We start from the raw sequence: 26,212 nt of genomic DNA, 5'->3' as shown, positions 1-26,212 counted from the left end.
GCATGCGTGCGCCCACGACGGGCGGTCGTGCCGGTCTCGCGCAGGGCTCCGTCCCGCTCGCGGTCCGGATGCGCCCGACGAGCCTCGACGAGGTCGCCGGCCAGCAGCACCTGCTCGGCCGCGGGTCGCCGCTCGTGCAGCTCGCCACCGGTACCCGCGACAACCCGGGCGGTGTGTCGGTCATCCTCTGGGGTCCTCCCGGCACCGGCAAGACCACGTTGGCGCAGGCCATCGCGCGGCAGTCCGGGCGCGAGTTCGTCGAGCTCTCCGCGGTGACCGCGGGCGTCAAGGACGTGCGCGAGGTCATGGAGAAGGCCCTCACCCACCGCGACCTGTACGGGTCCACGACGGTGCTGTTCCTCGACGAGATCCACCGGTTCAGCAAGGCCCAGCAGGACGCCCTGCTTCCCGGTGTCGAGAACGGGTGGGTGATCCTCATCGCGGCCACCACCGAGAACCCGTCGTTCTCGGTCATCTCGCCGCTGCTGTCCCGGTCCCTGCTCCTGACGCTCAAGCCGCTCACCGACGCCGACCTCGGCATGCTCGTCGACCGTGCGGTGGAGGACCCCCGCGGCCTCGGTGGCGCGGTCGTCCTCGGTGACGAGGCACGTGGGGCCATCGTCCGGTTGGCCTCGGGTGACGCCCGACGCGCCCTCACGGCGCTCGAGGCCGCTGCGGCCTCGGCCACCGCGGCCCAGGACGACGACGACACCGTGCCGGTGGTCGACGCGGACACCGTCGCCGCGGCCGTCGACCGTGCACTCCTGCGGTACGACCGGCAGGGCGACGAGCACTACGACGTCATCAGCGCCTTCATCAAGTCGGTGCGGGGGAGCGACGTCGACGCCGCGCTGCACTACCTCGCGCGGATGATCGAAGCGGGCGAGGACTCCCGGTTCATCGCGCGCCGGATCATCATCTCGGCGTCCGAGGACATCGGCATGGCGGACCCGCAGGCGCTGCCCATCGCCGTCGCGGCGGCCCAGGCCGTGCAGCTCATCGGCATGCCCGAGGGACGCATCCCCCTGGCCGAGGCCGTCGTGTACCTGGCGACCGCGCCGAAGTCGAACGCCGCCTACAACGGTGTGAACGCGGCGATGGCGGACGTCAAGGCCGGCCGGATGGGCACCGTGCCGATGCACCTGCGCGACGCGCACTACGCCGGGGCGAAGCGACTCGGCCACGGCAAGGGCTACGTCTACTCGCACGACGCCGAGCACGGGGTCGCCGAGCAGCAGTACCTGCCCGATGCGCTCGAGGGCACCGAGTACTACACCCCGACCGCGAACGGCTACGAGCGCGAGGTCGGTCCGCGGCTCGAACGACTCCGGAAGATCACCCGCGGGCAGTAGGACGGCACGTCGACTTCCTGCTAGCATTGCCGGGCCTACGTCCTGGTCCTCGAGCACGGCTGCGTTGAGGACAGAGTGCCACTCCGGTGGTACGGGGGCAGAGGTTCGGACTGTAGCCGTCCGATCCCACAGGCTCATCCCTCTGGATCCCGTCGTCGGGGCCACGGGCACTCGCGTGCCCGGCCTCCGGTGAGTATTCAGTTCGAACAGAGAAAAGGACCCTGTGTCTACCAAGTCACGTACCCGCAGCAAGACCCGCCTGTCGCGCGCACTCGGCATCCCGCTGACGCCGAAGGCCGCCCGTTACCTCGAGAAGCGCCCCTACGGCCCCGGTGAGCACGGCCGTACGCGCCGTCGTGCGGACAGCGACTACGCCGTCCGCCTCCGTGAGAAGCAGCGTCTGCGTGCCCAGTACGGCATCCGCGAGAAGCAGCTCCGCATCGTCTTCGAAGAGGCCCGCAAGACGAAGGGCCTGACCGGTGAGAACCTGGTCGAGCTCCTCGAGCAGCGCCTCGACGCCCTCGTGGTCCGTGCCGGCTTCGCCCGCACCACCGCGCAGGCCCGTCAGCTGATCGTGCACCGTCACCTGCTGGTCGACGGCAAGCTCGTGGACCGCCCCTCCTTCCGCGTCAAGGAGGGCCAGCTGATCCACGTCAAGCCGAAGTCCGAGTCGATGGAGCCCTTCCAGGTCGCCGCTGCCGGTGGCCACCAGGAAGTCCTGCCGAAGGTCCCGGGTTACCTCGAGGTCGAGATCGACAAGCTCCAGGCCCGCCTCGTGCGTCGCCCGAAGCGCGCCGAGGTCCCCGTGACCTGTGAAGTGCAGCTCGTCGTCGAGTACTACGCAGCTCGCTGATCCACTGATCACACCCGAACGGCGGGTCGTCCTCTCGAGGACGGCCCGCCGTTCGGCGTTCCGGCCCCGAAGTGCCCGGCGGCTAAGCTTGTCCGGGCATGCACCGCCAGGGTGCACAGAGGGAGAGGCACCGTGAAGCAGCTGTTCTTCGTCGCGGTCGGCGTCGTCATCGGGTTCGCCGTGGCGCACCAGGTCGCCAGGACCCCCGGAGGCGCACGGCTCTTCGCCGTCGTCGACGCGAGCACGAAGGCCTTCACGGGCGCGGTCGCCGACGGGTACCGGTCCCGCGGGGCCGAGCTCCGCACCGACGTCTGAGTCGTCGAGCTCCACCGCGGTCCGGCCGCACCGTCGTCCCGCCTCCACCTCCCACCCCCGACCTGAACCCAGGAAGCACCATGCAGACCGCAGAGATCCGCCGCCGTTGGCTCCAGTACTTCGGTGACCGCGGCCACACCGTCGTCCCGTCCGCGTCCCTCGTCTCCGACGACCCGTCGCTCCTCTTCACGGTCGCGGGCATGGTGCCGTTCATCCCGTACCTGACCGGGCTCGTCCCCGCGCCGTACCCCCGTGCCACGAGCGTGCAGAAGTGCATCCGCACGAACGACATCGAAGAGGTCGGCAAGACCCCTCGCCACGGCACGTTCTTCCAGATGAACGGCAACTTCTCGTTCGGCGACTACTTCAAGGAGCAGGCGATCCAGTTCGCCTGGGAGTTCCTGACGAACCCGGAGTCCGACGGCGGGCTCGGCTTCTCGCCCGACGACCTCTGGGTGACGGTCTACGAGGACGACGACGAGGCGATCGCGTTCTGGAAGCAGCACTCCTCCCTGCCCGAGGAGCGCATCCAGCGACTCGGCAAGGACACGAACTACTGGTCCACCGGCCAGCCCGGACCCGCGGGTCCCTGCTCCGAGATCTTCTTCGACCGGGGGCCCGAGTACGGCATCGACGGCGGCCCGGCCACCGACGACGACCGGTACGTCGAGATCTGGAACCTCGTGTTCATGCAGTACCAGATCGCGGACGTCCGCTCGAAGTACGACTTCGAGATCACCGGCGAGCTGCCGAACAAGAACATCGACACCGGCATGGGGCTCGAGCGCGTCGCCTTCATCAAGCAGGGCGTCGACAACATGTACGAGATCGACCAGGTCCGCCCGGTCCTCGACCGCGCGTCCGAGATCTCCGGCCGCCGCTACGGCGCCGTGCACGAGGACGACGTCCGCATGCGGGTCATCGCGGACCACGTGCGCTCCGCGCTCATGCTCATCGCCGACGGTGTGAGCCCGTCGAACGAGGGCCGCGGGTACATCCTGCGTCGCCTGCTGCGCCGCACGGTCCGTGCGATGCGCCTGCTCGGGGTCGAGACCGCGACCTTCCCGGAGCTGTTCCCGGCGTCCCGCGACGCGATGCGCGACGCCTACCCCGAGGTCGCCTCGGACTACGACCGCATCGCGCGGATCGCCTACGCGGAAGAGGAGACGTTCCTCCGCACGCTCGCGCAGGGCACGACGATCCTCGACGTCGCCGTCGAGCGCGCGAAGCAGGACGGTGCTCCGTCCATCGGCGGGGACACCGCGTTCCTGCTGCACGACACCTTCGGGTTCCCGATCGACCTGACGATGGAGATGGCCGAAGAGGCCGGGGTCCACGTCGACCGGACCGCGTTCGAGACCCTGATGTCCGAGCAGCGTGCCCGGGCGAAGGCCGACGCGAAGAGCAAGAAGACCGCGATCGCCGACCTGAGCGTGTACAGCGCGTTCCGGGCGAAGGGCGAGACGGTCTTCCTCGGCTACGACGCGCTCGAGGCCGAGACGAACGTGCTCGGCATCATCGTCGGCGGCGTCAGCGTCGACCGGGCCGTGGCGGGCGACATCGCCGAGGTCGTCCTCGGCGAGACGTCGCTGTACGCCGAGTCGGGTGGCCAGGACGCTGACCAGGGATCGATCGTCGGCAACGGCTTCGACCTCGAGGTCCTCGACGTCCAGCGTCCCGTCGCCGGCCTCTGGAGCCACACCGTCCAGGTCCGCTCGGGCGAGGTCGGCGTGGGCGACGCGGCGAGCACCGTGGTCGACGCCGAGTACCGTCGCGGCGCCACGCAGGCGCACTCCGCCACGCACCTGGTGAACGCCGCGCTCCGCGACATCCTCGGCCCGGAGGCGCTGCAGGCGGGTTCGTACAACAAGTCCGGCTACATGCGCCTCGACTTCTCGTGGTCGCAGCCGATCTCGCTCGCGACCCGTTCCGAGATCGAGGAGGTCGTCAACACCGCGATCCGCACCGACCTCGAGGTCTCGACCCGCATCATGCCGATCGACGAGGCCAAGGCCCTCGGTGCGCAGGCGCTCTTCGGCGAGAAGTACGGCGCCGAGGTCCGCATGGTCGACATCGGTGGTCCGTGGTCGCGCGAGCTCTGCGGTGGGACGCACGTCGCCTCGAGTGCCCAGATCGGACTCGTCAACCTGGTGGGGGAGTCGAGCGTCGGGTCGACCAACCGTCGTGTCGAAGCGCTCGTCGGGCTCGAGGGTTTCCGTGACCTCGCGGTCGAGCGGACCATCGTCTCGCAGCTCTCCAGCGCGCTGAAGGCCCCCCGTGCCGACCTGCCCACGCGTGTGCAGTCGCTCATGGAGGACCTCCGCACCGCGCAGAAGCGGATCGCCGAGTTCGAGTCGGCGAACCTGCAGCAACGGGTCCCGTCGATCGCCCGGACCGCGACGACCGTCGGCACGACCACCGTCGTGGCCGAGACCGTCGACGGCCTGCAGTCCGGCGACGACCTGCGCTCGCTGGCGACCGGTGTCCGTGCGCAGCTCGGTGACGGCGCTGCCGTCGTCGTGCTCGGTGCCGTGGTGAGCGGGAAGCCGATCGTGATCGTCGCGACGAACGACGCGGCGCGTTCCGCGGGCGTCCAGGCGGGTCCGCTCGCCAAGGAGGCCGCCGGTGTGCTCGGTGGTGGTGGCGGCGGCAAGCCGGACCTGGCCCAGGGCGGCGGCACCGACCCGGCTGCGCTCCCGGCTGCGCTCCGCGCCGTGACCGCTCGGATCGCGGGCTGATCGTGGCGATCCGGTCCGGGCGGCGGCTCGGCGTGGACGTCGGCCGTGCCCGGATCGGGATCGCCGTGTGCGACCGCGACGGGTTGCTGGCGACGCCGGTCGAGACCGTGCGCCGCGACGACTCGACCGACCTGCGTCGGATCCTCGAGATCGCGGACGAGTACGACGTGCTCGAGCTCGTCGTCGGACTGCCCCTGTCGATGTCCGGCGGCGACACCCCGTCGACGGACGACGCGCGGGCGTTCGCGGCCCGGATCGCCGAGCGCCGCCCGGTCCGGCTGGTCGACGAACGACTGTCCACGGTGACCGCGCAACGCGGACTGCACCAGGCCGGCAAGAACACGAAGAAGTCGCGGTCCGTGATCGACCAAGCGGCCGCTGTTATCATTCTGCAACACGCGCTCGACCACGAACGCAGTGCCGGTGCCCCTCCGGGTACCACGCTTCCCTGACAGGGCAACCCGCCGCGACCCGGCTGCCCTTCCGTCACCCGAGGACGACGGTGCCCAGGCGGAGTTCCCGACCGAGAGACCGAGAACCGTTGGCAGACGATCTGGACTGGAACGCGATCATCGCGCCCGGCAACGAAGCCGAGCGGCGGAAGACCACTTCCGACCGCGCAGCAGGTACCGATGACCGTGATGACTCCGCGCGGGTGACCCCGCAGCCGGACCGTCCGATGTCCCGCCGCGAGGCTCGGGCGCTCGAAGCGGAGCGCGCTCGTCGCGACGCCGCCCCCGGGCCCGACTCCGAGCCGGCACCCGAGGAGCCCGCCGCCGCTGCCGACCGCGTGGACCCCGACTCGACCGCTCCGCGCGAGCAGCCGGCACCGGAGCCCGTGCGACCGCAGCAGGCGGCCCCCGAACTCCATCCCGAGGTCGCCGCGCTGCTGACCGGCGAGGTGCCCTCGGCGCCCGCCGCCGGCGGAGCCGGGTCCGACGGGCCCGACGGTACCGACGACGCCGGGCGCACCGGTGGCGGTGGAGCCGCGGGAGGCGGCGGACGTGGTGGCCGTGGCGGACGCGGGGGAGCCTCCAGGCCGCCGCGCGAACCGCGCCCGAAGCGCCGACGCGGGCCGCTCATCGCCGGCATCGTGATCGTCGCCGTGGTCGTGGCCGGCGGGGTGAGCGCGTACGCGTTCGCCGCCCCGAAGATCCAGCAGATCGTCGCCGCGGTCAGCGGCTCGACCGAACCGGACGACTACACCGGCTCCGGCAAGGCCAAGGTCACCATCACGATCAAGCAGGGCGACATCGGCGAGAACGTCGCCGCGACGTTGCAGCGCAGCGGGGTCGTGAAGGACTCGAAGGTCTTCTACAAGCTGCTGCTGGCGTCGCCCGACGTGCAGTTCCAGCCGGGTTCGTACTCGCTGAAGAAGCAGATGAGCTCGAAGTCGGCCCTGGCCGCGCTGCAGGACGAGAAGAACCGCGTGCAGGCCTCGATCGTGATCCCCGAGGGCACCGCGCTGGCGGACATCGAGGCCGGCATGGTCTCGAAGGCCGGGCTCACCAAGACCGAGGTCGCCAAGGCCGCGAAGGACGTGTCCGCGTACGACCTGCCGTCCGGCGTCACCACGCTCGAGGGCTGGCTGTTCCCCGCGACGTACCCGATCAACCCGGGGTGGACGGCGGAGCAGTACTTCGGGTCGATGGTCGACACGATGAAGGAGCACCTGGCCGCCGCCGGCGTCAAGGAGGCCGACCAGGAGCACGTCATCGTGTTCGCGTCGCTCGTGCAGAAGGAAGCCGGCCTCGCCGCCGACTACCCGAAGGTCGCGCGGGTGTTCCAGAACCGGCTCGACCAGGGCATGCGCCTGCAGTCCGACGCCACCGTCGCCTACGGCACCGGCAACACCCACACCGTCACGACGACCGACGCAGAACGCGCCGACGAGTCGAACGCGTACAACACGTACGTGCACGAGGGGCTGCCGCCGGCACCGATCTCGAACCCCGGGGACATCGCCATCAAGGCCGTGACGAACGAGGCCCCGGGCAAGTGGCTGTACTTCGTGACGGTGAACCTGGAGACCGGCGAGACGGTGTTCTCGAACACCTACGACGAGCACCTCGTCGCCGTGAAGCAGTTCCAGGCGTGGCTCCGGGCGCACCCCGACTACCAGTAGGGCGGCGACGTCGCACAGCGGTGCGCTGTGGGAGGATTGCAGCATGCTTCGTTGGTTGACTGCTGGTGAGTCCCACGGACCCGAACTGATCGCGATGCTCGAGGGCCTGCCCGCGGGTGTCCCGGTGTCGTTCGAGTCCATCCGTACCGATCTCGCGCGCCGCAAGCTCGGCTACGGTCGAGGCTCGCGCATGAAGTTCGAACAGGACGAGCTGCACGTGTCCGGCGGTGTCCGGCACGGGTTCTCGCTCGGCAGCCCGATCGCGATCCGGATCGGCAACACCGAGTGGCCGAAGTGGGTCGAGGTCATGAACCCCGAGCCGGTCGAGTCCACCGAGATGTCGCGTGGCCGCAGCGCCCCGTTGACCCGCCCGCGTCCGGGCCACGCCGACCTGGTCGGCATGCAGAAGTACGGCTTCGACGAGGCTCGCCCGATCCTCGAGCGCGCGAGCGCCCGTGAGACCGCGGCCCGCGTCGCGCTCGGCGCCGTCGCGAAGTCCTTCCTCGCCGAACTCGGCATGCGGTCGGTCGCGCACACTCTGCAGGTCGGCACGGTCCGCGTGCCGGACGGCACCGACCTGCCGCTCCCCGACGACGTCGACCGTCTCGACGACGACCAGCTGCGCTGCTTCGACGCCGACACCTCCGCGCGCATGGTGACCGAGGTCGAGGCCGCGAAGAAGGACGGCGACACCCTTGGTGGCGTCGTCGAGGTGCTGTTCTACGGTGTTCCGCCGGGGCTCGGCTCGCACGTGCAGTGGGACCGTCGGCTCGACGCCCGTCTGGCCGCGGCGATCATGGGCATCCAGGCGATCAAGGGCGTCGAGGTCGGCGACGGCTTCGCGACCGCTGGTCGTCGCGGCTCCGCGGCCCACGACGAGCTCTACCGCGAGGACGGCGAGATCTACCGCACGAGCGACCGCGCCGGCGGCACCGAGGGCGGCATGTCCACGGGCACCGTCCTGCGCGTCCGTGCCGGCATGAAGCCGATCGCGACCGTGCCGCACGCGCTGCACACCGTCGACGTCGTCTCGGGCGAGGACGCCTCGGCGCACCACCAGCGGTCCGACGTCTGCGCGGTCCCGGCCGCCGGCGTCGTGGCCGAGGCGATGGTGGCGCTCGTGCTCGCCGACGCCGTGCTCGAGAAGTTCGGTGGCGACAACGTCGTCGAGACCAAGCGCAACCTCGACGCCTACCTCGCGTCGATCCCGGAGACGCTCCGCACCCGTCGGACGGAGCCGGCGGCACCGGCCGACGCGTCGTGAGCACGAACGGCGGCGGCGCCGCGCCCGGCGACGTCCCGTCCGGCGGTGCCGCGCGAGGTCTGGCTGCGCCCGTCGTCGTGATCGGCCCGATGGGCGCCGGCAAGTCCAGCGTCGGCAAGCGCGTCGCGAAGGCGCTGGGCGTGCCGTTCACCGACACCGACCGGGTCATCGTCCGCGAGCACGGACCGATCCCCGGCATCTTCGCGGACCGTGGTGAGCCGGCCTTCCGTGCCCTCGAAGCCGACGCCGTCCGGACCGCCCTCGGCACCGGGGGCGTGATCGCAGTCGGCGGCGGAGCGGTGACGCACGCCGCCACCCGCGAGGCACTGTCCGGCGCCCGCATCGTCCTGCTCACCGTCTCGCCCGAGGCCGTCGCCGAGCGGATCGCCGGCTCGGACCGGCCCCTGCTCGCGAACGGCGGCATCGACGCCTGGCAGACGATCATGGACGAGCGAGCGGCGACCTACGCCGAGCTCGCGCACGTCGTCGTCGACACCTCGCGCCGTCCGATGTCCCGGGTGGTCGACGAGGTCGTCACCTGGCTGCGGAGCGACAGCAGCGCCCCCACCACCGAAGGAGCACCGTGACCGACCCGATCCTGCCCGCAGGCACCACCGAGATCCGCGTCGGCGGTGACGACGGCTACGTGGTGGCGGTCGGTTCGGGCCTGCTCGCCTCGCTGCCCGCGATCCTCGGCCCCCGCGTCGCCAAGGTCCTCATCGTGCACGCCCCGACCCTCGGTGCGCGGGCGAACGACCTGCGCGACCTGCTCGTCGACGCCGGCCTCGAAGCCCTCATCGCCGAGGTGCCGGACGCCGAGGCCGCCAAGCGCATCGAGGTCGCGTCGTTCTGCTGGCAGATCATGGGCCAGTCCGACTTCACCCGCACCGACGCCGTCATCGGCCTCGGCGGCGGTGCCGTCACCGACCTGGCGGGCTTCGTCGCGGCGACGTGGCTGCGCGGGGTGCCGTACGTGTCGGTGCCGACGAGCGTGCTCGGCATGGTGGACGCCAGCGTGGGCGGGAAGACCGGCATCAACACGAACGAGGGCAAGAACCTCGTCGGTTCCTTCTCCGCCCCGCGCGCGGTGGTCGCCGACCTCGACCTCGTCCGCACCCTGCCGCGCAACGAGATCCTCACCGGCTTCGCCGAGATCGTGAAGGCCGGGTTCATCGCCGTGCCGGAGATCCTGGACATCATCGAGTCCGACGTCGCCCGCGTCACCGACCCGACGTCGCCGGAGTTCCGCCGCGTGGTCGAACTCGCCATCGCCCTGAAGGCCGAGGTCGTGTCCGACGACTTCACCGAGCAGGGACGACGCGAGATCCTGAACTACGGTCACACGCTCGGGCACGCCATCGAGCACGCGGAGCGGTACCAGTGGCGGCACGGTGCTGCGGTGTCGGTCGGCATGGTGTTCGCCGCCGAGCTCGCACGCCTGACGGGCCACCTCGACGACGCGACCGTGGACCGGCACCGGGCGATCCTGGACTCCCTGGACCTGCCGACGTCGTACGGTCTCGGCCGGTGGCAGGGCCTCCTCGCCGCGATGCGTCGCGACAAGAAGGCCCGTGCTGGCATGCTCCGCTTCATCATCCTCGACGGTGTCGGCAAGCCGGTGATCCTCGAGGGCCCCGAGGACCACCTGCTGTTCACCGCCTACCAAGAGGTCGGCGTCTAGTACTTCTGCACGCCCAGGTGGTCGCGCAGGTGCGGTCCGGTGTACTCGGTCCGGTGCAGTCCGCGGCGCTGCAGCTCCGGCACGACCTTCTGGGTGAAGTCCTCGACCCCGGCCGGGAAGTGCGTCGGCACCGCCAGGAACCCGTCGCACGCCCCGGCCTCCGACCACGCCTGCATGGTGTCGGCGATCGTCGACGGTGACCCGATCATCTTCCGGTAGCTGCCCTCGGCGAAGTACCGGGCGGTCTCGATGACGGACAGCCCCTGTTGCCGTGACACCGCCATGATCGCTGCCCGGTGCGACTTGCCGGCGTTCGACTCGGGCAGCTCCGGCACGGGCGCGTCGAGGTCGAACTGCCGGAAGTCGACGCCACCGGCGAGGGGCTTCAGGTTGCTCAGTGCCAGGTCGTCGGGGATCAACGCCATCATCCGGTCGGCGAGGTCGCGTGCGTCCTGGTCGGTGTCGCCGACGATCGGGGTCATCCCGACGAGCACCTTGACGTGGTCGGGGTCGCGGCCGAACCGTTCGGCGCGCGCTCGGATGTCGTCGCGGAACGCGCGGCTCTCGTCCGGGTCGGACTGCAGGGTGAACACGACGTCGGCGGTGCGCGCCGCGAGTGCGCGGCCCGGCTCCGACGCACCCGCCTGGAACACGACGGGCCGTCCCTGCGGACTCCGACCCGTCGTCAGCGGTCCTCGCACGCGGAAGTGCTCGCCGTCGTGCTGCAGGAACCGCATCTTCTCGATGTCGAAGTAAGTGCCGGACTCCTTGTCGCGCACGATCGCGTCCGGGTCCCACGAGTCCCAGAGCCCGGTGACGACGTCGACGAACTCGCTCGCCCGCTCGTACCGGGCGGCGTGCTGCACGTGGGCGTCGAGTCCGAAGTTCTGGGCTTCGTCCTCGTTGAAGGACGTCACGAGGTTCCACCCCGCGCGGCCCTTGCTGATGTGGTCGAGGGTCGAGAACCGCCGCGCGAGGTTGTAGGGGTCGTTGAAGGTCGTGGTCGACGTCGCTGCGAGACCCAGGTGCGTGGTCCGCATCGCCAGGGCGGGCAGGAGCATCGTCGGGTCGAAGTGGATCGAGCGGGGGTTCGCGGCACCGTAGGTGTCACCGGCCAAGATGTCGTTGCTGCGCCGGACTGCGGCCTGGTCCTCGAAGAACAGGGCGTCGAGCTTCGCCGCCTCGGCGAGTTCGGCGGCGCGGACGTAGTGGTCGATGCCGAGGTCGAGCTCGGGGACGGCGTCCGGCAGGCGCCAGGCGCCGAGGTGGTAGCCGGGGAACAGGAACATTGCGAGGTGGATCGTGGTCACGGGGGTCCTCTCGGAGGGGACGGTGCAGCAGGTGGGTGGGTGCCTCCGGCGGACGGCCAGGAGGCTCGGAGCAAGGTGCGCGGATCGGCGCGGCTCGGCGAGACGGCGCGCTCCAGGGCACGTGGACCGCCCGGCGGATCGGCGCGCGGCGGTCAGACGGACGAACGGTCGGTCGGACGGCCGTCAGTGTCCGTGCGCGATGGCGCCGCGGGGCCAGCAGCGGGACGCAGCGGTCGCGTGGTGTGCCGTCATCGTCGCCCCCTGTCGCCCGTGCTCGTGTCGCGTTCTCCCACCGGCTCGAGCCGGTGGTGGACGACGCTACGGGCGCGGTGTTTCGGCATCGTTTCGATCGGGAAACACCGTCGAAACGATGCGCCGTTAGCGTCGCCGCATGTCTGCAGCAGCCCTCGCCCCGTTCCCGACCGAGCTCCGTGTCGGCGTCCCCGACTGGCTCCGCGACGCGCAGGCCGCTGCTCCGGAACACCTCGGCACCCGTGCGGAGCGGTTCGCGCTCGTGAACGCCCTCGCCGAACGGAACGTCGAGGAGGGCACCGGCGGTCCGTTCGCGGCGGCCGTCGTCGACGAGGACACCGGCGCGGTCGTCGCCCTCGGGGTGAACCTGGTGCTGCACACCAACCTGTCGTCGATGCACGCCGAGGTCGTCACCCTCGGACTCGCACAGGCTCGGACGGGGGCCTGGAACCTCGGCCGTGACGTCGGCCACCGGCGTGTGCTCGTGGTGAACGCCCAACCGTGCGTGATGTGCCTCGGGGCCCTGCTGTGGTCGGGGGTCTCCGCGCTGGAGTTCGCCGCCGACGGAGCCACGGTCGAGCGGATCACGGGCTTCGACGAGGGCCCGGTGCCGGGGGACTGGCGTGAGCAGCTCGTTGCTCGGGGGATCGACGTGCACCAGGAGCACGGCACCGGTGCCGAGACGGCGCTCGAGCGCTACCGCGACCTGGTCGAGTCGGGTGCCACCGCGCGCTACAACGGCAGCGGCGCCTGACCCGGCGTCAGCGCAACACCCGCCGCGTCCGTCGCCACCACCACTTGACCTGCATCGACACGGTGAGGACGCCGGTCCGCTGCCATTCCCGGAACTCCGCGACGGTGGCTCCGTTGTCCCACGCGAAGAGCACGTCGTCGTCCGCGTCCACGTCGGGCGCATCCGGCAAGGGTCGCAAGATCGGCATCAGGTGGACTCCTCTTCCTCAGGGTGGACGTGATCGGCGGCGGTTCGCCTCCGGAGTGCACGAGTGGCGAGCCGTCGGTCCGCCTTCGACCACCACCGTACGGTCTCGAGTTCCCGGAGCACAGTTCTCGAAATGTCGTATGCACCGCCGCCTCGTGGCTGGGCGAGCGACCAGGTGAACCGCTTCCAGGCGTGTTCTCGATCGGTCGTCCGCCGGCTCTGGAACGCCCCGAACCAGCTGACGACCGCCGCCACGATCGCCGCGCCGGCGGCGATGCACGCCGCGACCAGTGCTGTCTCCATGGGGCAAGCCTGCGGCAGTGCGCGCGACCCGACGCGACACGCGAGCCGACCTGTGGATGCCGGACCGCGCCTCCCGGCCTGTGCAGGACAACGGGCGCACCCGGCGGACCCAGCAGCGGGGAGCAGACTGACGACGTGCCCAACCCACCCCGACTGAGCGACCTGTCCGGCTCGCAGGAGGCCGACACCGGCACCCTCCGGTCCCGCGGCCGTCGGTTCACCGAACTGCTGTCGATCGCGAGACGCCACCGCCTCGTCCCGTTCCGTCGCCTCGACTTCTCGCACGACCCGGCCACCTCCGACCTGCGCCGCAGCCAGGCCGAGCACCTGCGTCGTGCGCTCGAGGAAGCGGGCGGCGGGTTCGTGAAGATGGGCCAGCTGCTCTCCACCCGTGACGACCTGCTGCCGGAGGAGTGGACCGAGGGCCTCGCCCACCTGCAGCGCAACGTCACCGCCGCCCCCGCCGACCAGGTGCTCGCCCTGCTCGAACAGGAACTCGGCGCACCGGTCGACCAGGTCTTTGCGTCCTTCGACCCAGTGCCCGTCGCCGCGGCCTCGATCGCCCAGGTCCACCGCGCCCGCCTACCCGACGGCACCGCGGTCGCGGTCAAGGTGCAGCGCCCCGGCATCGACGCCGCCGTCCGCCGTGACGTCGACATCGCGCTCCGTGTCGTCCGCTTCATGGCGCGCTGGTCGACCGAGGCCCGGCAGGTCGGCGTGCAGGACGTGGCCGCGCAGTACGCCGACGACCTGGTCCGCCAGGTCGACTTCGTCTCGGAGCTGCGGAACCTCACCGCCCTGCGTGCCGCACAGGCCCGCAGTGCCCGTCCGGACGAGGTCCGGTTCCCGGACCCGTACCCGGACCTGTCCGGGCGCCGCGTGCTCGTGATGGAGTTCCTGGAGGGCGACACGCTCAGCGCGATCCGCGCCGAGCGCGCGGACCGCGACCTCGACGGCCCGATGCGCGCGATCCTGCGAGCATTCCTGCGACAGGTCGTCTTCGACGGCCTGTACCACGCCGACCTGCACCCGGGGAACGTCCTGGTGCTGCCCGACGGGCGGCCCGCGTTGATCGACTTCGGATCGGTCGGGAGGCTCGACCCGACCCTCCGGGACACGGTCCAGGACCTACTGGTCGCCTACCTGCAGGACGACACCTCGCGGATCGCCGATGCGGTCCTGCGGATGGCACCGGTGCGCGACGCGCACGACGAGCCCGACTTCCGTCGGGACATCGCGCGCTTCGTCGCGGACGAGCTCGGACCGGGCGCGCGCATCGGCGTCGAGACGGTCGACGACGCCGTCGAGGTGTTCGGGCGGTACCGGCTCAAGGCGCCGCCGGACTTCGTCGCGGCCGCGCGGGCGCTGGCGATCTTCGAGGGCACGCTCCGCACGCTCGCGCCGTCGTTCGACCTGCTCGAGGAGTCCCGCGGGCTCGCCCGTGAGCAGATCACCGACCAGCTGCGCCCCGGCAAGCTGCGCGACCTGGCGGCGAAGGAGCTGATCGGCGTCGTCTCCGCGGCCCGACGACTGCCCCGCCGGGTCGACCGGATCGGCGAGGCGATCGAGACGGGCAAGTTCACCGTCAACATCCGGCTCTTCGCGGACCGCCGCGACCGCGAGCTCGTGTCCGGCATGATCCGGCGCATCCTGCTCGTGCTGCTCGGCGCCGGTGCCGGCATCCTGGCGATCGTCTACCTGGCACTGCCCGCCCGACCGGACGCGGCGATCTCGACCGCGGTGGCCGGGGTACTGCTCGGGGGAGCGGCCGTGGTGCTGCTCGGCTGGGCGGCGATCGACTCCTGGCGCGCCCGGCGACGGCGCTGATGGCGACGGGCGGGCGTCCGCTACACTCGTCCGGGGCCAGCGCGGCCCGAAGACCTTTCACAACACGACCGAACGGGACACCGAAGACTCATGGCCAGTACCACTGACATCAAGAACGGCGCCGTTCTCATCATCGACGGCCAGCTGTGGTCGGTCGTGGAGTTCCAGCACGTCAAGCCCGGCAAGGGTGGCGCGTTCGTCCGCACCAAGCTGAAGAACGTCGTCTCCGGCAAGGTCGTCGACCGCACCTTCAACGCCGGTGCGAAGATCGACACCGCCGTGGTCGACCGCCGCGACTACCAGTTCCTCTACGAGGACGGCGACTCGTACGTGTTCATGGACACCGACACCTACGACCAGATCCCGGTCTCGGCGACGGTCGTCGGCGACGCGAAGAACTACCTGCTCGAGTCCGCGATGGTCACCATCGCGATGAACGAGGGCAACCCGCTCTACGTCGAGCTCCCGACGTCGATCGTGACCGAGGTCGAGACCGAGCCGGGCCTGCAGGGCGACCGCTCCTCCGGTGGCACCAAGGACGCGACCATCATCGCGACCGGCCACCGCATCCAGGTCCCGCTCTACCTCGAGAGCGGCACCACGGTGAAGATCGACACGCGCGACGGCAGCTTCCTCGGCCGCGTCAACTCCTAGGCGACGGCCGTATGAGTGCTCGTTCGAAGGCCCGCAAGCGCGCCCTCGACATGCTGTACGTGGCCGAGGTGCGTGAGCTCCCGATCACGGACGTCCTGGCGACCGAGACCGTCCGTCACCTGGACCAGCCCGAGCGTGCCTCGAGCTGGGACTACGCACGGCAGATCGTGACGGGCGTCGACGACGCCCGCCACGAGATCGACTCCGTCATCATCGACCACGCCCAGGGGTGGTCGATCGCCCGGATGCCGGTCCTCGACCGCTGCATCCTGCGGATGGCCGTCTGGGAGCTCCGGTTCAACCCGGAGGTGCCGGACGCCGTCGCGATCGCCGAGGCCGTCGAGCTCGCCCAGTCGCTCTCGACCGAGGACTCCGCGGGCTTCGTGAACGGTGTCCTCGGAGCCGTCGCCGGCGGTCGTGCACCGTCCGGTCGGACGGTCGCAGGGGACCAGGAGTCCCGCTAGGCTTGTGCACGTCAGCATCCTTTAATGCCGTCCAGTGAGGCGGGGAAGGGGGTCGACGTGGGTACCAGAACGGTCCTGCAGCAACCCGACATCACGCGCGCTCTGACGCGCATCGCACACGAGATCCTCGAGGCCAACCACGGCGGCTCGGACCTCGTCCTCCTGGGCATCCCAACCCGGGGCGCCGTGCTCGCCGAACGGCTGGGCCGCGTCCTGGCGGACATCGAGCCCGAGTGGCAGTCCGCGCGGGCCGGCATCGGATCCGAACGGGTCGGCACGCTCGACGTGACCATGCACCGGGACGACCTCGGGCACGGCATCGGTCGTGCCCCGCACCGCACGGTGATCCCCGCCGGTGGCATCGACGGCAAGGTCGTCGTGCTCGTCGACGACGTCCTGTACTCCGGTCGCACGGTCCGGGCAGCGCTCGACGCCCTGCAGGGGATCGGCCGGCCGCGCGCCGTCCGGCTCGCCGTGCTCGTCGACCGCGGCCACCGCGAGCTGCCGATCCGCGCGGACCACGTGGGCAAGAACCTGCCGACCGCCTCGGACGAGCGGGTCACCCTGCACCTGTCCGAGACCGACGGCGACGACACCGTGTTCATCGAGCAGGGGGTGGCGTGATGCGGCACCTGCTCTCCACCGCCGACCTGTCGCGCGACCAGGCCGTGCACATCCTCGACGTCGCCGAAGAGATGGCCGAGGTCAACACGCGCGAGGTCCGGAAGCTCCCGGCCCTGCGCGGCAAGACCGTCGTGAACCTGTTCTTCGAGGACTCGACCCGCACGCGCATCTCGTTCGAGGCCGCGGCGAAGCGCCTGTCGGCCGACGTCATCAACTTCGCGGCCAAGGGCTCGAGCGTCTCCAAGGGCGAGTCCCTCAAGGACACCGTGCAGACCCTCGGCGCGATGGGCATCGACGGCATCGTGATGCGGCACGGCTCGTCCGGTGCGCCGCGCGTGCTGGCCGACGCCGACTGGATCGACGTCCCCGTGGTGAACGCCGGCGACGGCACGCACGAGCACCCGACGCAGGCGCTGCTCGACGCCTTCACCATGCGCCGTCGCCTGCACGGTGCCGGGTCGCGTGGACAGGGCCTCGACGGCGTCCGGGTCCTGATCGTCGGCGACGTGCTGCACAGCCGCGTCGCCCGGTCGAACGCGTGGCTGCTCCGGACCCTCGGCGCGAGCGTGACCTTCGCCGCACCGCCGACGCTCCTGCCCGCGACGACGACGCCGTTCGGAGCCGCGGTGCACCACGACCTCGACGCCGCCCTGGCCGAGGACCCGGACGTCGTCATGACGCTCCGGATCCAGCAGGAGCGGATGGACGACGCGTTCTTCCCGAACCCGCGCGAGTACACGCGGCACTGGGGCCTGACGGCTGCGCGGTTCGCGCGGCTGTCCGAGCGCACACTGATCATGCACCCCGGTCCGATGAACCGCGGGCTGGAGATCGCCGGCGTCGCTGCCGACGACCCCCGTTCCACCGTGGTCGAGCAGGTCGAGAACGGCGTCTCGGTCCGCATGGCGGTCCTCTACCTGGCCCTGACCGGCACCGAACCGAAGGAGTCCGCAGCATGACCGCTCACCTGATCCGCGGCGCGCAGCTGGTCGACGGCTCGCGCGCCGACATCCGACTGCAGGACGGCCGCATCACGGCGATCGGCTCCGGCGTGGACGCGAGCGGTGCCACGGTCGTCGACGCCGACGGGCTCATCGCCCTGCCGGGTCTCGTCGACCTGCACACCCACCTGCGCGAGCCCGGTCACGAAGAATCCGAGACGGTCCTCACCGGCTCGCGCGCCGCGGCGGCCGGAGGCTTCACCGCCGTCAACGCGATGGCGAACTCGAGCCCGGTCGCCGACACCGCCGGGGTCGTCGAGCAGGTGCAGGCACTCGGCGACGACGCCGGCTACGTCACGGTCCGCCCGATCGGCGCGGTGTCGCAGGGGCTGCAGGGCACGCACCTGTCCGAGATCGGTGCCATGGCGACGAGCAGGGCGAAGGTCCGGGTCTTCTCGGACGACGGCTCGTGCGTGTCCGACCCGCTCCTCATGCGCCGCGCACTCGAGTACATCAAGGGCTTCGGCGGGGTGCTCGCGCAGCACGCGCAGGAACCCCGACTCACCATCGGCGCGCAGATGAACGAGGGCCGCCTGTCGTCGGAGCTCGGGCTGGCGGGCTGGCCGGCCGTGGCGGAAGAGGCGATCATCGCCCGCGACGTCCTGCTCGCCGACCACGTGGGCGCGCGGCTGCACGTCTGCCACGTGTCGACCGCCGGCAGTGTCGAGGTGATCCGCTGGGCCAAGTCCCGCGGCATCGACGTCACCGCCGAGGTCACCCCGCACCACCTCGTGCTCACCGAGGACCTCATCGCCGGGCACGACGGCGCCCCCGGGTACGACGCCCGCTACAAGGTGAACCCGCCGCTCCGGGCACGCGAGGACGTCGACGCCCTGCGCGCAGCCCTCGCCGACGGCACCATCGACATCGTCGCGACCGACCACGCACCGCACACCGCCGAGGCGAAGTGCTGCGAGTGGCCGGCGGCGGCGAACGGCATGGTCGGCCTCGAGTCGGCGCTCAGCGTCGTGCAGTCCGCCGTCGTCGCGTCGGGTCAGCTCGACTGGGCCGACGTCGCACGGGTCCTGTCCGAGGCGCCCGCGCGCATCGGCCAGGTCGAGGGCCACGGTCAGCGCATCGCCGAGGGCGCGCCCGCCGAGATCACGCTCTACGACCCGACGGCCAGCCGCGAGTTCGCGGTCACCGACCTCGCCGGACAGTCGCAGAACTCGCCGTACCTCGGCATGACGCTGCCCGGCCGGGTCGTCGCCACGTTCCACCTGGGCGCGCCGACGGTGCTCGACGGCCGCCTCGTCGACGCCGACACCGTCGCCGCGCACGCCGCGGCGCTCCGGACGGGGGCGCGCGCATGAGCGGCGACGCCGCACGCTGGTTGCTCGGCGGCGTGATCCTGCTCGCGGTGGCCGCGCTGTTCGTCGCCATGGCGCGCACCTGGCGGACGCGGACCAGGAAGCAGGCGGAATCCGTGCCTCCCGTCCCCGTCCCGACCACGATCGGACCGGCAGTCGGGTCCTGGGACGGTTTCTCCGTCGCGACGACCCGCGCCGACCAGCCGCTGGAACGCATCACCGCCGGCGGACTCGGGTTCCGGGGTCGCGGCGGCGTGCGCGTCCACGCGACCGGTGTGGTCCTGCGACTCGCCGGCGCGGACGACCGCTGGATCGCACGTGCTGCGGTCCGCGGGGCCGACCGCTCGACGTGGGCGATCGACCGGGTGGTCGAGCCCGGGGGACTGGTCCGTCTGCGATGGACGGCGACCGGCGCCGCAGGTGCGACGGACCTCGACACGTACTTCCGGTTCCCGGAGGGCGACGCAGCCGCGCTGCTCGCCCTGCAGGGACTGACCGAGACCGGGCCGCAGGCGACTGCGGCCGATGCCCCGCGAACCGCGGGCGAAGGGAAGAAAGCATGACACGCGAACGGGCCGTCCTGGTCCTCGAAGACGGCACCCGGTACGACGGCTGGGCCTACGGCGCCCGCGGGCGCACGCTCGGCGAGGTGGTCTTCGCGACCGGCATGACCGGCTACCAGGAGACGCTGACCGATCCGTCCTACGCCGGCCAGATCGTGGTGCAGACCGCACCGCACATCGGCAACACCGGCGTCAACGACGAGGACCCCGAGTCCCGTCGCATCTGGGTCGCCGGGTACGTGGTGCGCGACCCCGGCCGCGTCGTCTCGAACCACCGCGCGAACGCGTCGCTCGACGACCACCTGGTGCGCGACGGCATCGTCGGCATCTCCGGGATCGACACCCGCGCCCTGACGCGCCGGATCCGCGACGCCGGGGCCATGAAGGGCGGCGTCTTCAGCGGTGCCGACGCGGCGCTGCCGGAGTCGGAGCAGCTGGACGCCGTCCGGTCGCAGGCCACGATGGCGGGTGCGAGCTTCTCGGCGATCGTGTCCACCCCCGAGACGTACGTGGTGCCGGCCGAGGGCGAGCAGATCGGCCGACTGGCCGTGCTCGACCTGGGCGTGAAGGCATCGACCACCCGCTACCTCGCCCAGCGCGGGTTCGAGGTGCACGTGGTGCCGCAGGACATCAGCGCCGCCGACCTGGAAGCCCTGGCACCGGACGCGCTCTTCTACTCGAACGGCCCAGGGGACCCGGCCGCGTCGGACGCCCAGGTCGAACTGCTGCAGGGCAGCCTGCGGACCGGGCGTCCGTTCTTCGGCATCTGCTTCGGCAACCAGCTGCTCGGCCGCGCGCTCGGCTTCGGCACCTACAAGCTGCCCTTCGGCCACCGCGGTATCAACCAGCCGGTGCTCGACACCACCACGGGCAAGGTCGAGATCACGAGCCAGAACCACGGCTTCGCGGTCGACGCTCCCCTGGGGCAGGTCCTCGAGTCGCCGGCCGGGTTCGGCCGTGTCGAGGTCTCGCACTACTCGCTGAACGACGACGTGGTGGAGGGCTTGCGGGCGCTCGACGTGGCCGCGTTCAGCGTGCAGTACCACCCCGAGGCCGCCGCTGGTCCGCACGACAGCATGTACCTCTTCGACCGGTTCGCGGACCTGGTGCGCGCGCGACGTGACGGGGAGCCGCTCGACGCGGCCACCGCCGACGCGACCACTCCCGCAGCAGACATCACCAAGGAAGCGAACTGATGCCCAAGCGCGCAGACATCAACTCCGTCCTCGTCATCGGTTCCGGCCCGATCGTCATCGGTCAGGCCGCCGAGTTCGACTACTCCGGCACCCAGGCGTGCCGTGTCCTCCGTGCCGAGGGCGTCCGGGTCATCCTCGTCAACCCGAACCCGGCGACGATCATGACCGACCCCGACTTCGCCGACGCGACCTACATCGAGCCGATCACGAACGCGTGCCTCGAGGAGATCATCCGCATCGAGAAGCCGGACGCCGTCCTGCCGACGCTGGGCGGCCAGACCGCCCTGAACGCGGCGATCGCGCTCGACGAGGCCGGCATCCTCGAGAAGCACGGCGTCGAGCTCATCGGTGCCAAGGTGGACGCCATCCAGCGCGGTGAGGACCGCCAGCTCTTCAAGGAGCTCGTGCTCGAGTCCGGCGCCGACGTGGCCCGGAGCCACATCGCCCACACCCTGGAAGAGGCGAAGGAGTTCGCGAAGGACCTCGGCTACCCGCTCGTCGTCCGCCCGTCCTTCACCATGGGTGGTCTCGGTTCGGGCTTCGCGTACGACGAAGCCGAGCTCGTCCGCTTCGTCGGCGACGGGCTGCAGTCCAGCCCGACGACCGAGGTCCTGCTCGAGGAATCGATCCTCGGCTGGAAGGAGTACGAGCTCGAGCTGATGCGCGACAACTACGACAACACCGTCGTCATCTGCTCCATCGAGAACGTCGACCCGGTCGGCGTGCACACCGGCGACTCGATCACCGTCGCCCCGGCGCTCACGCTCACCGACCGCGAGTACCAGAACATGCGCAACATCGGCATCGACATCATCCGTCGCGTCGGCGTCGACACCGGTGGCTGCAACATCCAGTTCGCCGTCGACCCGTCGAACGGCCGCCTGATCGTCATCGAGATGAACCCGCGCGTCTCCCGTTCGTCGGCCCTGGCGTCGAAGGCCACGGGCTTCCCGATCGCGAAGATCGCCGCGAAGCTCGCCATCGGGTACCGCCTGGACGAGATCCAGAACGACATCACGAAGGTCACCCCGGCCAGCTTCGAGCCGACGCTCGACTACGTGGTCGTGAAGACCCCGCGCTTCGCGTTCGAGAAGTTCCCCGCGGCGGACGCCACGCTCACCACGACGATGAAGAGCGTCGGCGAGGCGATGGCCATCGGCCGCAACTACGCGACGGCGCTGCAGAAGTCGCTGCGGTCGCTCGAGAAGCGGGGCTCGAGCTTCCACTGGGACACCCCGGCGTCGGAGCTCGACAAGGAGGCCCTGCTCGCGAAGTCGTCCATCCCCACCGACGGCCGGATCGTCACGGTGCAGCAGGCCCTGGTCGCCGGCGCCACCGCCGACGAGGTCTTCGAAGCCACGAAGATCGACCCGTGGTTCATCGACCAGATCGTGCTCATCAACGAGGTCGCCGCCGAGGTCGCGGCCGCCGACGAGCTCGACGCGGACACCATCCGCTGGGCCAAGGAGCACGGCTTCAGCGACACCCAGATCGCGGCGCTGCGCAGCACCCCCGAGCACCCGGTCAGCGAGCAGCAGGTCCGCGACGACCGGCACGCCCTCGGCATCCGTCCCGTCTTCAAGACCGTCGACACCTGCGCCGGCGAGTTCCCGGCCCTGACGCCGTACCACTACTCGTCGTACGACGCCGAGACCGAGGTGGTCGCGAGCGACCGCAAGAAGGTCGTGATCCTGGGCTCCGGCCCGAACCGCATCGGCCAGGGCGTCGAGTTCGACTACTCCTGCGTGCACGCGTCCTTCGCGCTGAGCGACGCCGGGTTCGAGACGATCATGATCAACTGCAACCCCGAGACGGTCTCCACCGACTACGACACCTCGGACCGTCTGTACTTCGAGCCGCTCACGGCCGAGGACGTCCTCGAGGTCATCGAGGCCGAGGCGGCGTCGGGCGAGCTCGTCGGTGTCGTCGTGCAGCTCGGCGGGCAGACCGCCCTTGGCCTGGCGAAGCCGCTCGAGGCGGCGGGGATCCCGATCCTCGGCACCAGCCCGACGGCGATCGACTCCGCCGAGGAGCGCGGCCAGTTCTCCGCCATCCTCGACGCCGCGGGGCTGCTCGCGCCGCGCAACGGCACCGCCCACGACCTGGCGAGCGCGACCGCCGTGGCCGAGGAGATCGGCTACCCGGTGCTCGTCCGCCCGTCCTTCGTGCTCGGCGGCCGCGGCATGGAGATCCTGTACGACTCCCCGTCGCTCGCCGACTACTTCGACCGGATGGCCGACCAGGCGATCATCGGCCCGGAGCTCCCGCTGCTCGTCGACCGATTCCTGGACGACGCGGTGGAGATCGACGTCGACGCGCTCTTCGACGGTGAGCGGCTCTACATCGGCGGCATCATGGAGCACCTGGAAGAGGCCGGCATCCACTCCGGTGACTCCGCCTGCACCCTGCCCCCGGTCGGCCTCGGCCGCGCCGAGATCCAGGGCGTCGTCGACGCGACCGAGAAGATCGCCCGCGGCATCGGCGTGCAGGGTCTGCTCAACGTCCAGTTCGCCATCGGCGCCGGCGTGCTCTACGTCCTCGAGGCGAACCCGCGCGCCAGCCGCACGGTCCCGTTCGTCTCGAAGGCGCTCGGCATCGCACTCGCCAAGGCCGCGTCGCGCATCATGACCGGCACGAGCGTCGACGAGCTCGTCGCCGAGGGCATGCTGCCGGCCCGCGACGGGGCGTTCGTCCCGATGGAGGCCCCGGTCGCCGTCAAGGAGGCCGTCCTGCCCTTCCGCCGCTTCCGCACCCGCGAGGGTCAGGTCGTCGACTCGGTGCTCAGCCCCGAGATGCGCTCAACCGGCGAGGTCATGGGCATCGACCGCGACTTCCCGCGGGCGTTCCTCAAGTCGCAGGACGCCGCGTACGGCGGCCTGCCGACCAGCGGCACGGTCTTCGTGAGCGTCGCGGACACCGACAAGCGCGCCATCGTGCTGCCGGTGCACCGCCTGCAGCAGCTCGGCTTCACGATCATCGCGACCGAGGGCACGGCGGAGATCCTCCGCCGCAACGGCATCGAGGTCGGCATCGTCGGCAAGTACAGCCAGGGCGGCGAGAGCGTCGTCGACCTGCTGACGCGCAACGAGGTCGACATCGTCATCAACACGCCGTCGGGTGCCGCCGGTCGTGCGGACGGGTACGAGATCCGTGCGGCCACGGTCGCAGCGGACAAGCCGCTGTTCACGACGATCGCGCAGATCGGTGCGGCGGTCGCGGCGATCGAGACGATCGGCACGCCGCTCAACGTCCGGAGCCTGCAGGACTACGCGCGGGAGCGCGCCACCTGGTGAGCGAGGGGCAGACGGGAGGCCCGGCCTCCTTCGGCGATCGGCTCGCGTCCGCGATGCGCGAGCGTTCACCGCTCTGCGTCGGCATCGACCCCCACGCCACCACTCTGGCGGCGTGGGGGCTCGGCCGCGACGAGCAGGGCCTGACGGCCTTCGGCGCGGTCCTGGTCGACGCGGCCGCCGGCCGCGCGGCGATCGTGAAGCCGCAGATCGCGTTCTTCGAGGCGGCGGGGGTGGCGGGCTACCGCGCGCTCGACGCGACGATCCGTCGTGCACGCGATGCGGGCCTCCTGGTCGTCGCCGACGTGAAGCGGGGCGACATCGGGTCGACCGGTGACGACTACGCACTCGCGTGGCTCGACCGTGACGGGCCGTTCGCGGCCGACGCGATGACGGTGTCGCCGTACCTCGGCTACGGCTCGCTCAGCGGGACGGTCGACGTCGCTCGGCGGAACGGTGCCGGGGTCTTCGTGCTCGCCGCGACGAGCAACCCGGAGGCGCGGGTGCTGCAGACCGCGGTCCTGGCGGAGGGCCCGCGTGCCGGGCGGTCCGTGGCTGCCGGTATCGTCTTGGACGTGGCAGACGACAACCGGGCCGCGGGCGACCAGGCCCTCGGCGACGTCGGGCTCGTGCTCGGCGCGACCCTTCACCTCGACGACTTCGGCATCGACGCGGACGCGATCGGCACCGCGCCGGTGCTCGCCCCGGGCTTCGGTGCCCAGGGCGCCCGGATCGGGGACCTCCGTGCGCTGTACGGTGCGCGCGCCGAACAGGTGCTCGTGAGCGAGTCGCGCGGGCTGCTGACCGACGGTCCGGACGGCGTCGCGGCACTCGTGTCCGACCGCGCCGACCGGATCCGCGCCGCCCTCGGGGCCGCAGCATGACCACCGGCGGCGACCGCTCCGACGGCGACCGCTCCGACGGCGACCGCTCCGACGGCGACGGCACCGAACTGCCGGCCTACCGCACGCCACCGGAGGTCGACCGCGTCGCGGCGGCCCAGGCGGCGGTCGCCGCGCGACGCGCCCGGGCCGCGGTCAAGTCTGCGATCGCGTCGGGGGAGCGCTCGGCACTCGAGGTCGCTCGCTCGGCATGGGACGACGCCCTCGTCGACACGACCTCGGCGGAGCGCTCGCTCCGGGTGCGCGACCTGCTCGTCAGCCTGTCCGGCATCGGCCCGGCGCGTGCCGAGTCGATCATGGGCACGCTGCGCATCGCCCCGTCGAAGCGCCTCGGGGGCCTCGGCACCCGGCAGCGCACGGCCCTGGCCGATTGGCTCGCCGCGCGCGGTCGCAAGCGCGGTGCCTCGAAGCTCGTCGTCCTCGCCGGGCCGACCGCCGTCGGCAAGGGAACGGTGAGCGCGTACATCCGCGAGCAGTACCCGGACGTGAACCTCAGCGTCTCCGCCACGACCCGGAAGCCCCGCCCGGGCGAGGTCGACGGCGTGCACTACTACTTCGTCGACGACGCCGAGTTCGACCGGATGATCCGCGAGCGCGAACTGCTCGAGTGGGCCACGGTGCACAACTCGTACCGGTACGGCACCCCGCGGCCGCCGATCGACCGAGCGCTCGACGCTGGCGAGCGGGTCATGCTCGAGATCGACCTGCAGGGTGCTCGCCAGGTCCGTGACGCCATGCCCGAGGCCGTGCTCGTGTTCCTGCTGCCCCCGACGTGGGAAGAACTGGTGCGTCGACTCATCGGCCGCGGCACCGAGTCGCCCGAGGAACAGGCGCGTCGACTCGACACCGCGAAGGTCGAACTGGCCGCCCAGGACGAGTTCGACGTCCGCATCGTGAACTCCGATGTCGGCACCGCGGCACGACAGGTCGTAGACTTGTTCTCTGCGCCCTGACGGGTGCACCGACGACGAGGAGACTCCATGGCCAACCCCCAGGGCATCATCGACCCGCCCATCGACGACCTGCTCAGCAAGGTCGAGTCGAAGTACGCGCTCGTCATCTTCGCTTCCAAGCGCGCGCGTCAGATCAACGACTACTACGCCGACCTGCACGAGGGCTCGCTCTTCGACAACGTCGGCCCGCTCGTCGACTCGACGATCGACGACAAGCCGCTGTCCGTGGCTCTCCACGAGATCAACGAGGACAAGCTCACCGTCACCAAGCAGCAGCAGCCCTCCGACTGATCCC

25 protein-coding genes are annotated in these 26,212 nt (G+C 71.1%); 22 read left to right on the top strand and 3 right to left on the bottom strand.

The window, feature by feature from the left end; translation table 11 throughout:
* Positions 1-2: 2 nt before the first annotated feature.
* The 9 genes from EDF51_RS03425 to aroB all read left to right on the top strand — a co-directional run bounded on the left by EDF51_RS03425 (position 3) and on the right by aroB (position 10,328).
* Complete coding sequence (locus EDF51_RS03425) at positions 3-1,352, top strand: replication-associated recombination protein A (protein ID WP_134194031.1); 1,350 nt, start codon at positions 3-5, stop codon at positions 1,350-1,352.
* 223 nt (positions 1,353-1,575) lie between these two features.
* Positions 1,576-2,205: a 30S ribosomal protein S4 gene (rpsD, locus tag EDF51_RS03420; protein WP_111083900.1), complete on the top strand. Its 630-nt coding sequence runs from the start codon at positions 1,576-1,578 to the stop codon at positions 2,203-2,205.
* Positions 2,206-2,337: 132 nt separating this feature from the next.
* Entirely contained in the window at positions 2,338-2,520 is a 183-nt protein-coding gene (locus EDF51_RS03415) for a hypothetical protein (RefSeq protein WP_111083901.1), read from the top strand.
* 80 nt (positions 2,521-2,600) lie between these two features.
* Positions 2,601-5,258, top strand: a complete 2,658-nt coding sequence (gene alaS / locus EDF51_RS03410; protein WP_123294307.1) for an alanine--tRNA ligase — start codon at positions 2,601-2,603, stop codon at positions 5,256-5,258.
* An 8-nt stretch (positions 5,259-5,266) separates the two neighbouring features.
* Entirely contained in the window at positions 5,267-5,710 is a 444-nt protein-coding gene (gene ruvX / locus EDF51_RS03405) for a Holliday junction resolvase RuvX (protein ID WP_173168791.1), read from the top strand.
* An 89-nt stretch (positions 5,711-5,799) separates the two neighbouring features.
* On the top strand, positions 5,800-7,383 hold the full coding sequence (gene mltG, locus EDF51_RS03400; protein WP_243837067.1) for an endolytic transglycosylase MltG: 1,584 nt from the start codon (positions 5,800-5,802) through the stop codon (positions 7,381-7,383).
* Positions 7,384-7,426: 43 nt separating this feature from the next.
* Entirely contained in the window at positions 7,427-8,647 is a 1,221-nt protein-coding gene (aroC, locus tag EDF51_RS03395) for a chorismate synthase (RefSeq protein ID WP_123294309.1), read from the top strand.
* Between the two features lie 89 nt (positions 8,648-8,736).
* Positions 8,737-9,234: a shikimate kinase gene (locus EDF51_RS03390; RefSeq protein WP_123294441.1), complete on the top strand. Its 498-nt coding sequence runs from the start codon at positions 8,737-8,739 to the stop codon at positions 9,232-9,234.
* Positions 9,231-10,328: a 3-dehydroquinate synthase gene (gene aroB / locus EDF51_RS03385; RefSeq protein WP_207895421.1), complete on the top strand. Its 1,098-nt coding sequence runs from the start codon at positions 9,231-9,233 to the stop codon at positions 10,326-10,328. Before EDF51_RS03390 ends, aroB begins: the two co-directional genes overlap by 4 nt.
* Here the strand turns inward: aroB and EDF51_RS03380 are convergent.
* Complete coding sequence (locus tag EDF51_RS03380) at positions 10,325-11,638, bottom strand: LLM class flavin-dependent oxidoreductase (RefSeq protein ID WP_207906699.1); 1,314 nt, start codon at positions 11,636-11,638, stop codon at positions 10,325-10,327. The two genes, aroB and EDF51_RS03380, sit on opposite strands and share 4 nt — an antisense overlap.
* Before the next feature lie 391 nt (positions 11,639-12,029).
* Here EDF51_RS03380 and EDF51_RS03375 point away from each other — a divergent pair, with 391 nt between their 5' ends.
* A complete protein-coding gene (locus EDF51_RS03375) occupies positions 12,030-12,644 on the top strand; it encodes a nucleoside deaminase (RefSeq protein ID WP_123937792.1) in 615 nt (204 codons plus the stop codon).
* Between the two features lie 7 nt (positions 12,645-12,651).
* Here EDF51_RS03375 and EDF51_RS03370 read toward each other — a convergent pair whose 3' ends face one another.
* Both EDF51_RS03370 and EDF51_RS03365 read right to left on the bottom strand, forming a co-directional pair.
* On the bottom strand, positions 12,652-12,831 hold the full coding sequence (locus EDF51_RS03370) for a hypothetical protein (RefSeq protein ID WP_123937793.1): 180 nt from the start codon (positions 12,829-12,831) through the stop codon (positions 12,652-12,654).
* Positions 12,831-13,133 carry a hypothetical protein gene (locus EDF51_RS03365; protein WP_131846504.1) on the bottom strand — a complete coding sequence of 101 codons (303 nt, stop codon included), beginning with the start codon at positions 13,131-13,133 and terminating at the stop codon, positions 12,831-12,833. The genes EDF51_RS03370 and EDF51_RS03365 overlap by 1 nt, the downstream gene beginning before the upstream one ends.
* A 135-nt stretch (positions 13,134-13,268) precedes the next feature.
* Here EDF51_RS03365 and EDF51_RS03360 point away from each other — a divergent pair, with 135 nt between their 5' ends.
* From EDF51_RS03360 to rpoZ, 12 genes are all read left to right on the top strand, one after another.
* The gene (locus EDF51_RS03360; protein WP_134193843.1) at positions 13,269-14,960 is read left to right on the top strand and encodes an AarF/UbiB family protein; all 1,692 of its coding nucleotides are present in this window, start codon (positions 13,269-13,271) and stop codon (positions 14,958-14,960) included.
* Positions 14,961-15,050: 90 nt separating this feature from the next.
* Positions 15,051-15,614, top strand: a complete 564-nt coding sequence (efp, locus tag EDF51_RS03355) for an elongation factor P (protein ID WP_111083909.1) — start codon at positions 15,051-15,053, stop codon at positions 15,612-15,614.
* 11 nt (positions 15,615-15,625) lie between these two features.
* The gene (gene nusB, locus EDF51_RS03350; protein ID WP_123294314.1) at positions 15,626-16,078 is read left to right on the top strand and encodes a transcription antitermination factor NusB; all 453 of its coding nucleotides are present in this window, start codon (positions 15,626-15,628) and stop codon (positions 16,076-16,078) included.
* A 24-nt stretch (positions 16,079-16,102) separates the two neighbouring features.
* Positions 16,103-16,702: a bifunctional pyr operon transcriptional regulator/uracil phosphoribosyltransferase PyrR gene (gene pyrR, locus EDF51_RS03345; protein WP_111083911.1), complete on the top strand. Its 600-nt coding sequence runs from the start codon at positions 16,103-16,105 to the stop codon at positions 16,700-16,702.
* Complete coding sequence (locus EDF51_RS03340) at positions 16,702-17,661, top strand: aspartate carbamoyltransferase catalytic subunit (RefSeq protein WP_123294316.1); 960 nt, start codon at positions 16,702-16,704, stop codon at positions 17,659-17,661. The genes pyrR and EDF51_RS03340 overlap by 1 nt, the downstream gene beginning before the upstream one ends.
* Positions 17,658-19,016: a dihydroorotase gene (locus tag EDF51_RS03335; RefSeq protein ID WP_134193841.1), complete on the top strand. Its 1,359-nt coding sequence runs from the start codon at positions 17,658-17,660 to the stop codon at positions 19,014-19,016. The genes EDF51_RS03340 and EDF51_RS03335 overlap by 4 nt, the downstream gene beginning before the upstream one ends.
* Complete coding sequence (locus EDF51_RS03330) at positions 19,013-19,576, top strand: hypothetical protein (RefSeq protein ID WP_131846507.1); 564 nt, start codon at positions 19,013-19,015, stop codon at positions 19,574-19,576. Before EDF51_RS03335 ends, EDF51_RS03330 begins: the two co-directional genes overlap by 4 nt.
* Positions 19,573-20,772 (top strand): glutamine-hydrolyzing carbamoyl-phosphate synthase small subunit, encoded by a 1,200-nt coding sequence (gene carA / locus EDF51_RS03325; RefSeq protein ID WP_134193839.1) that lies wholly within the window; start codon positions 19,573-19,575, stop codon positions 20,770-20,772. The genes EDF51_RS03330 and carA overlap by 4 nt, the downstream gene beginning before the upstream one ends.
* Entirely contained in the window at positions 20,772-24,065 is a 3,294-nt protein-coding gene (gene carB / locus EDF51_RS03320; RefSeq protein WP_134193837.1) for a carbamoyl-phosphate synthase large subunit, read from the top strand. The genes carA and carB overlap by 1 nt, the downstream gene beginning before the upstream one ends.
* Entirely contained in the window at positions 24,062-24,946 is an 885-nt protein-coding gene (gene pyrF, locus EDF51_RS03315) for an orotidine-5'-phosphate decarboxylase (RefSeq protein ID WP_279586150.1), read from the top strand. Before carB ends, pyrF begins: the two co-directional genes overlap by 4 nt.
* 68 nt (positions 24,947-25,014) lie before the next feature.
* Positions 25,015-25,917, top strand: coding sequence for a guanylate kinase (gene gmk, locus EDF51_RS03310; protein ID WP_134194027.1), 903 nt, complete (start codon positions 25,015-25,017; stop codon positions 25,915-25,917).
* 27 nt (positions 25,918-25,944) lie between these two features.
* Positions 25,945-26,208: a DNA-directed RNA polymerase subunit omega gene (gene rpoZ / locus EDF51_RS03305; protein WP_114849971.1), complete on the top strand. Its 264-nt coding sequence runs from the start codon at positions 25,945-25,947 to the stop codon at positions 26,206-26,208.
* The last annotated feature ends 4 nt before the right edge of the window (positions 26,209-26,212 follow it).

Source organism: Curtobacterium sp. PhB25 (assembly GCF_004365375.1).
In the GTDB taxonomy this organism is placed as follows: domain Bacteria; phylum Actinomycetota; class Actinomycetes; order Actinomycetales; family Microbacteriaceae; genus Curtobacterium.
The sequence above is the reverse complement of the archived record's forward strand: the minus strand, read 5'-3'. Positions and strand labels throughout refer to the sequence as shown.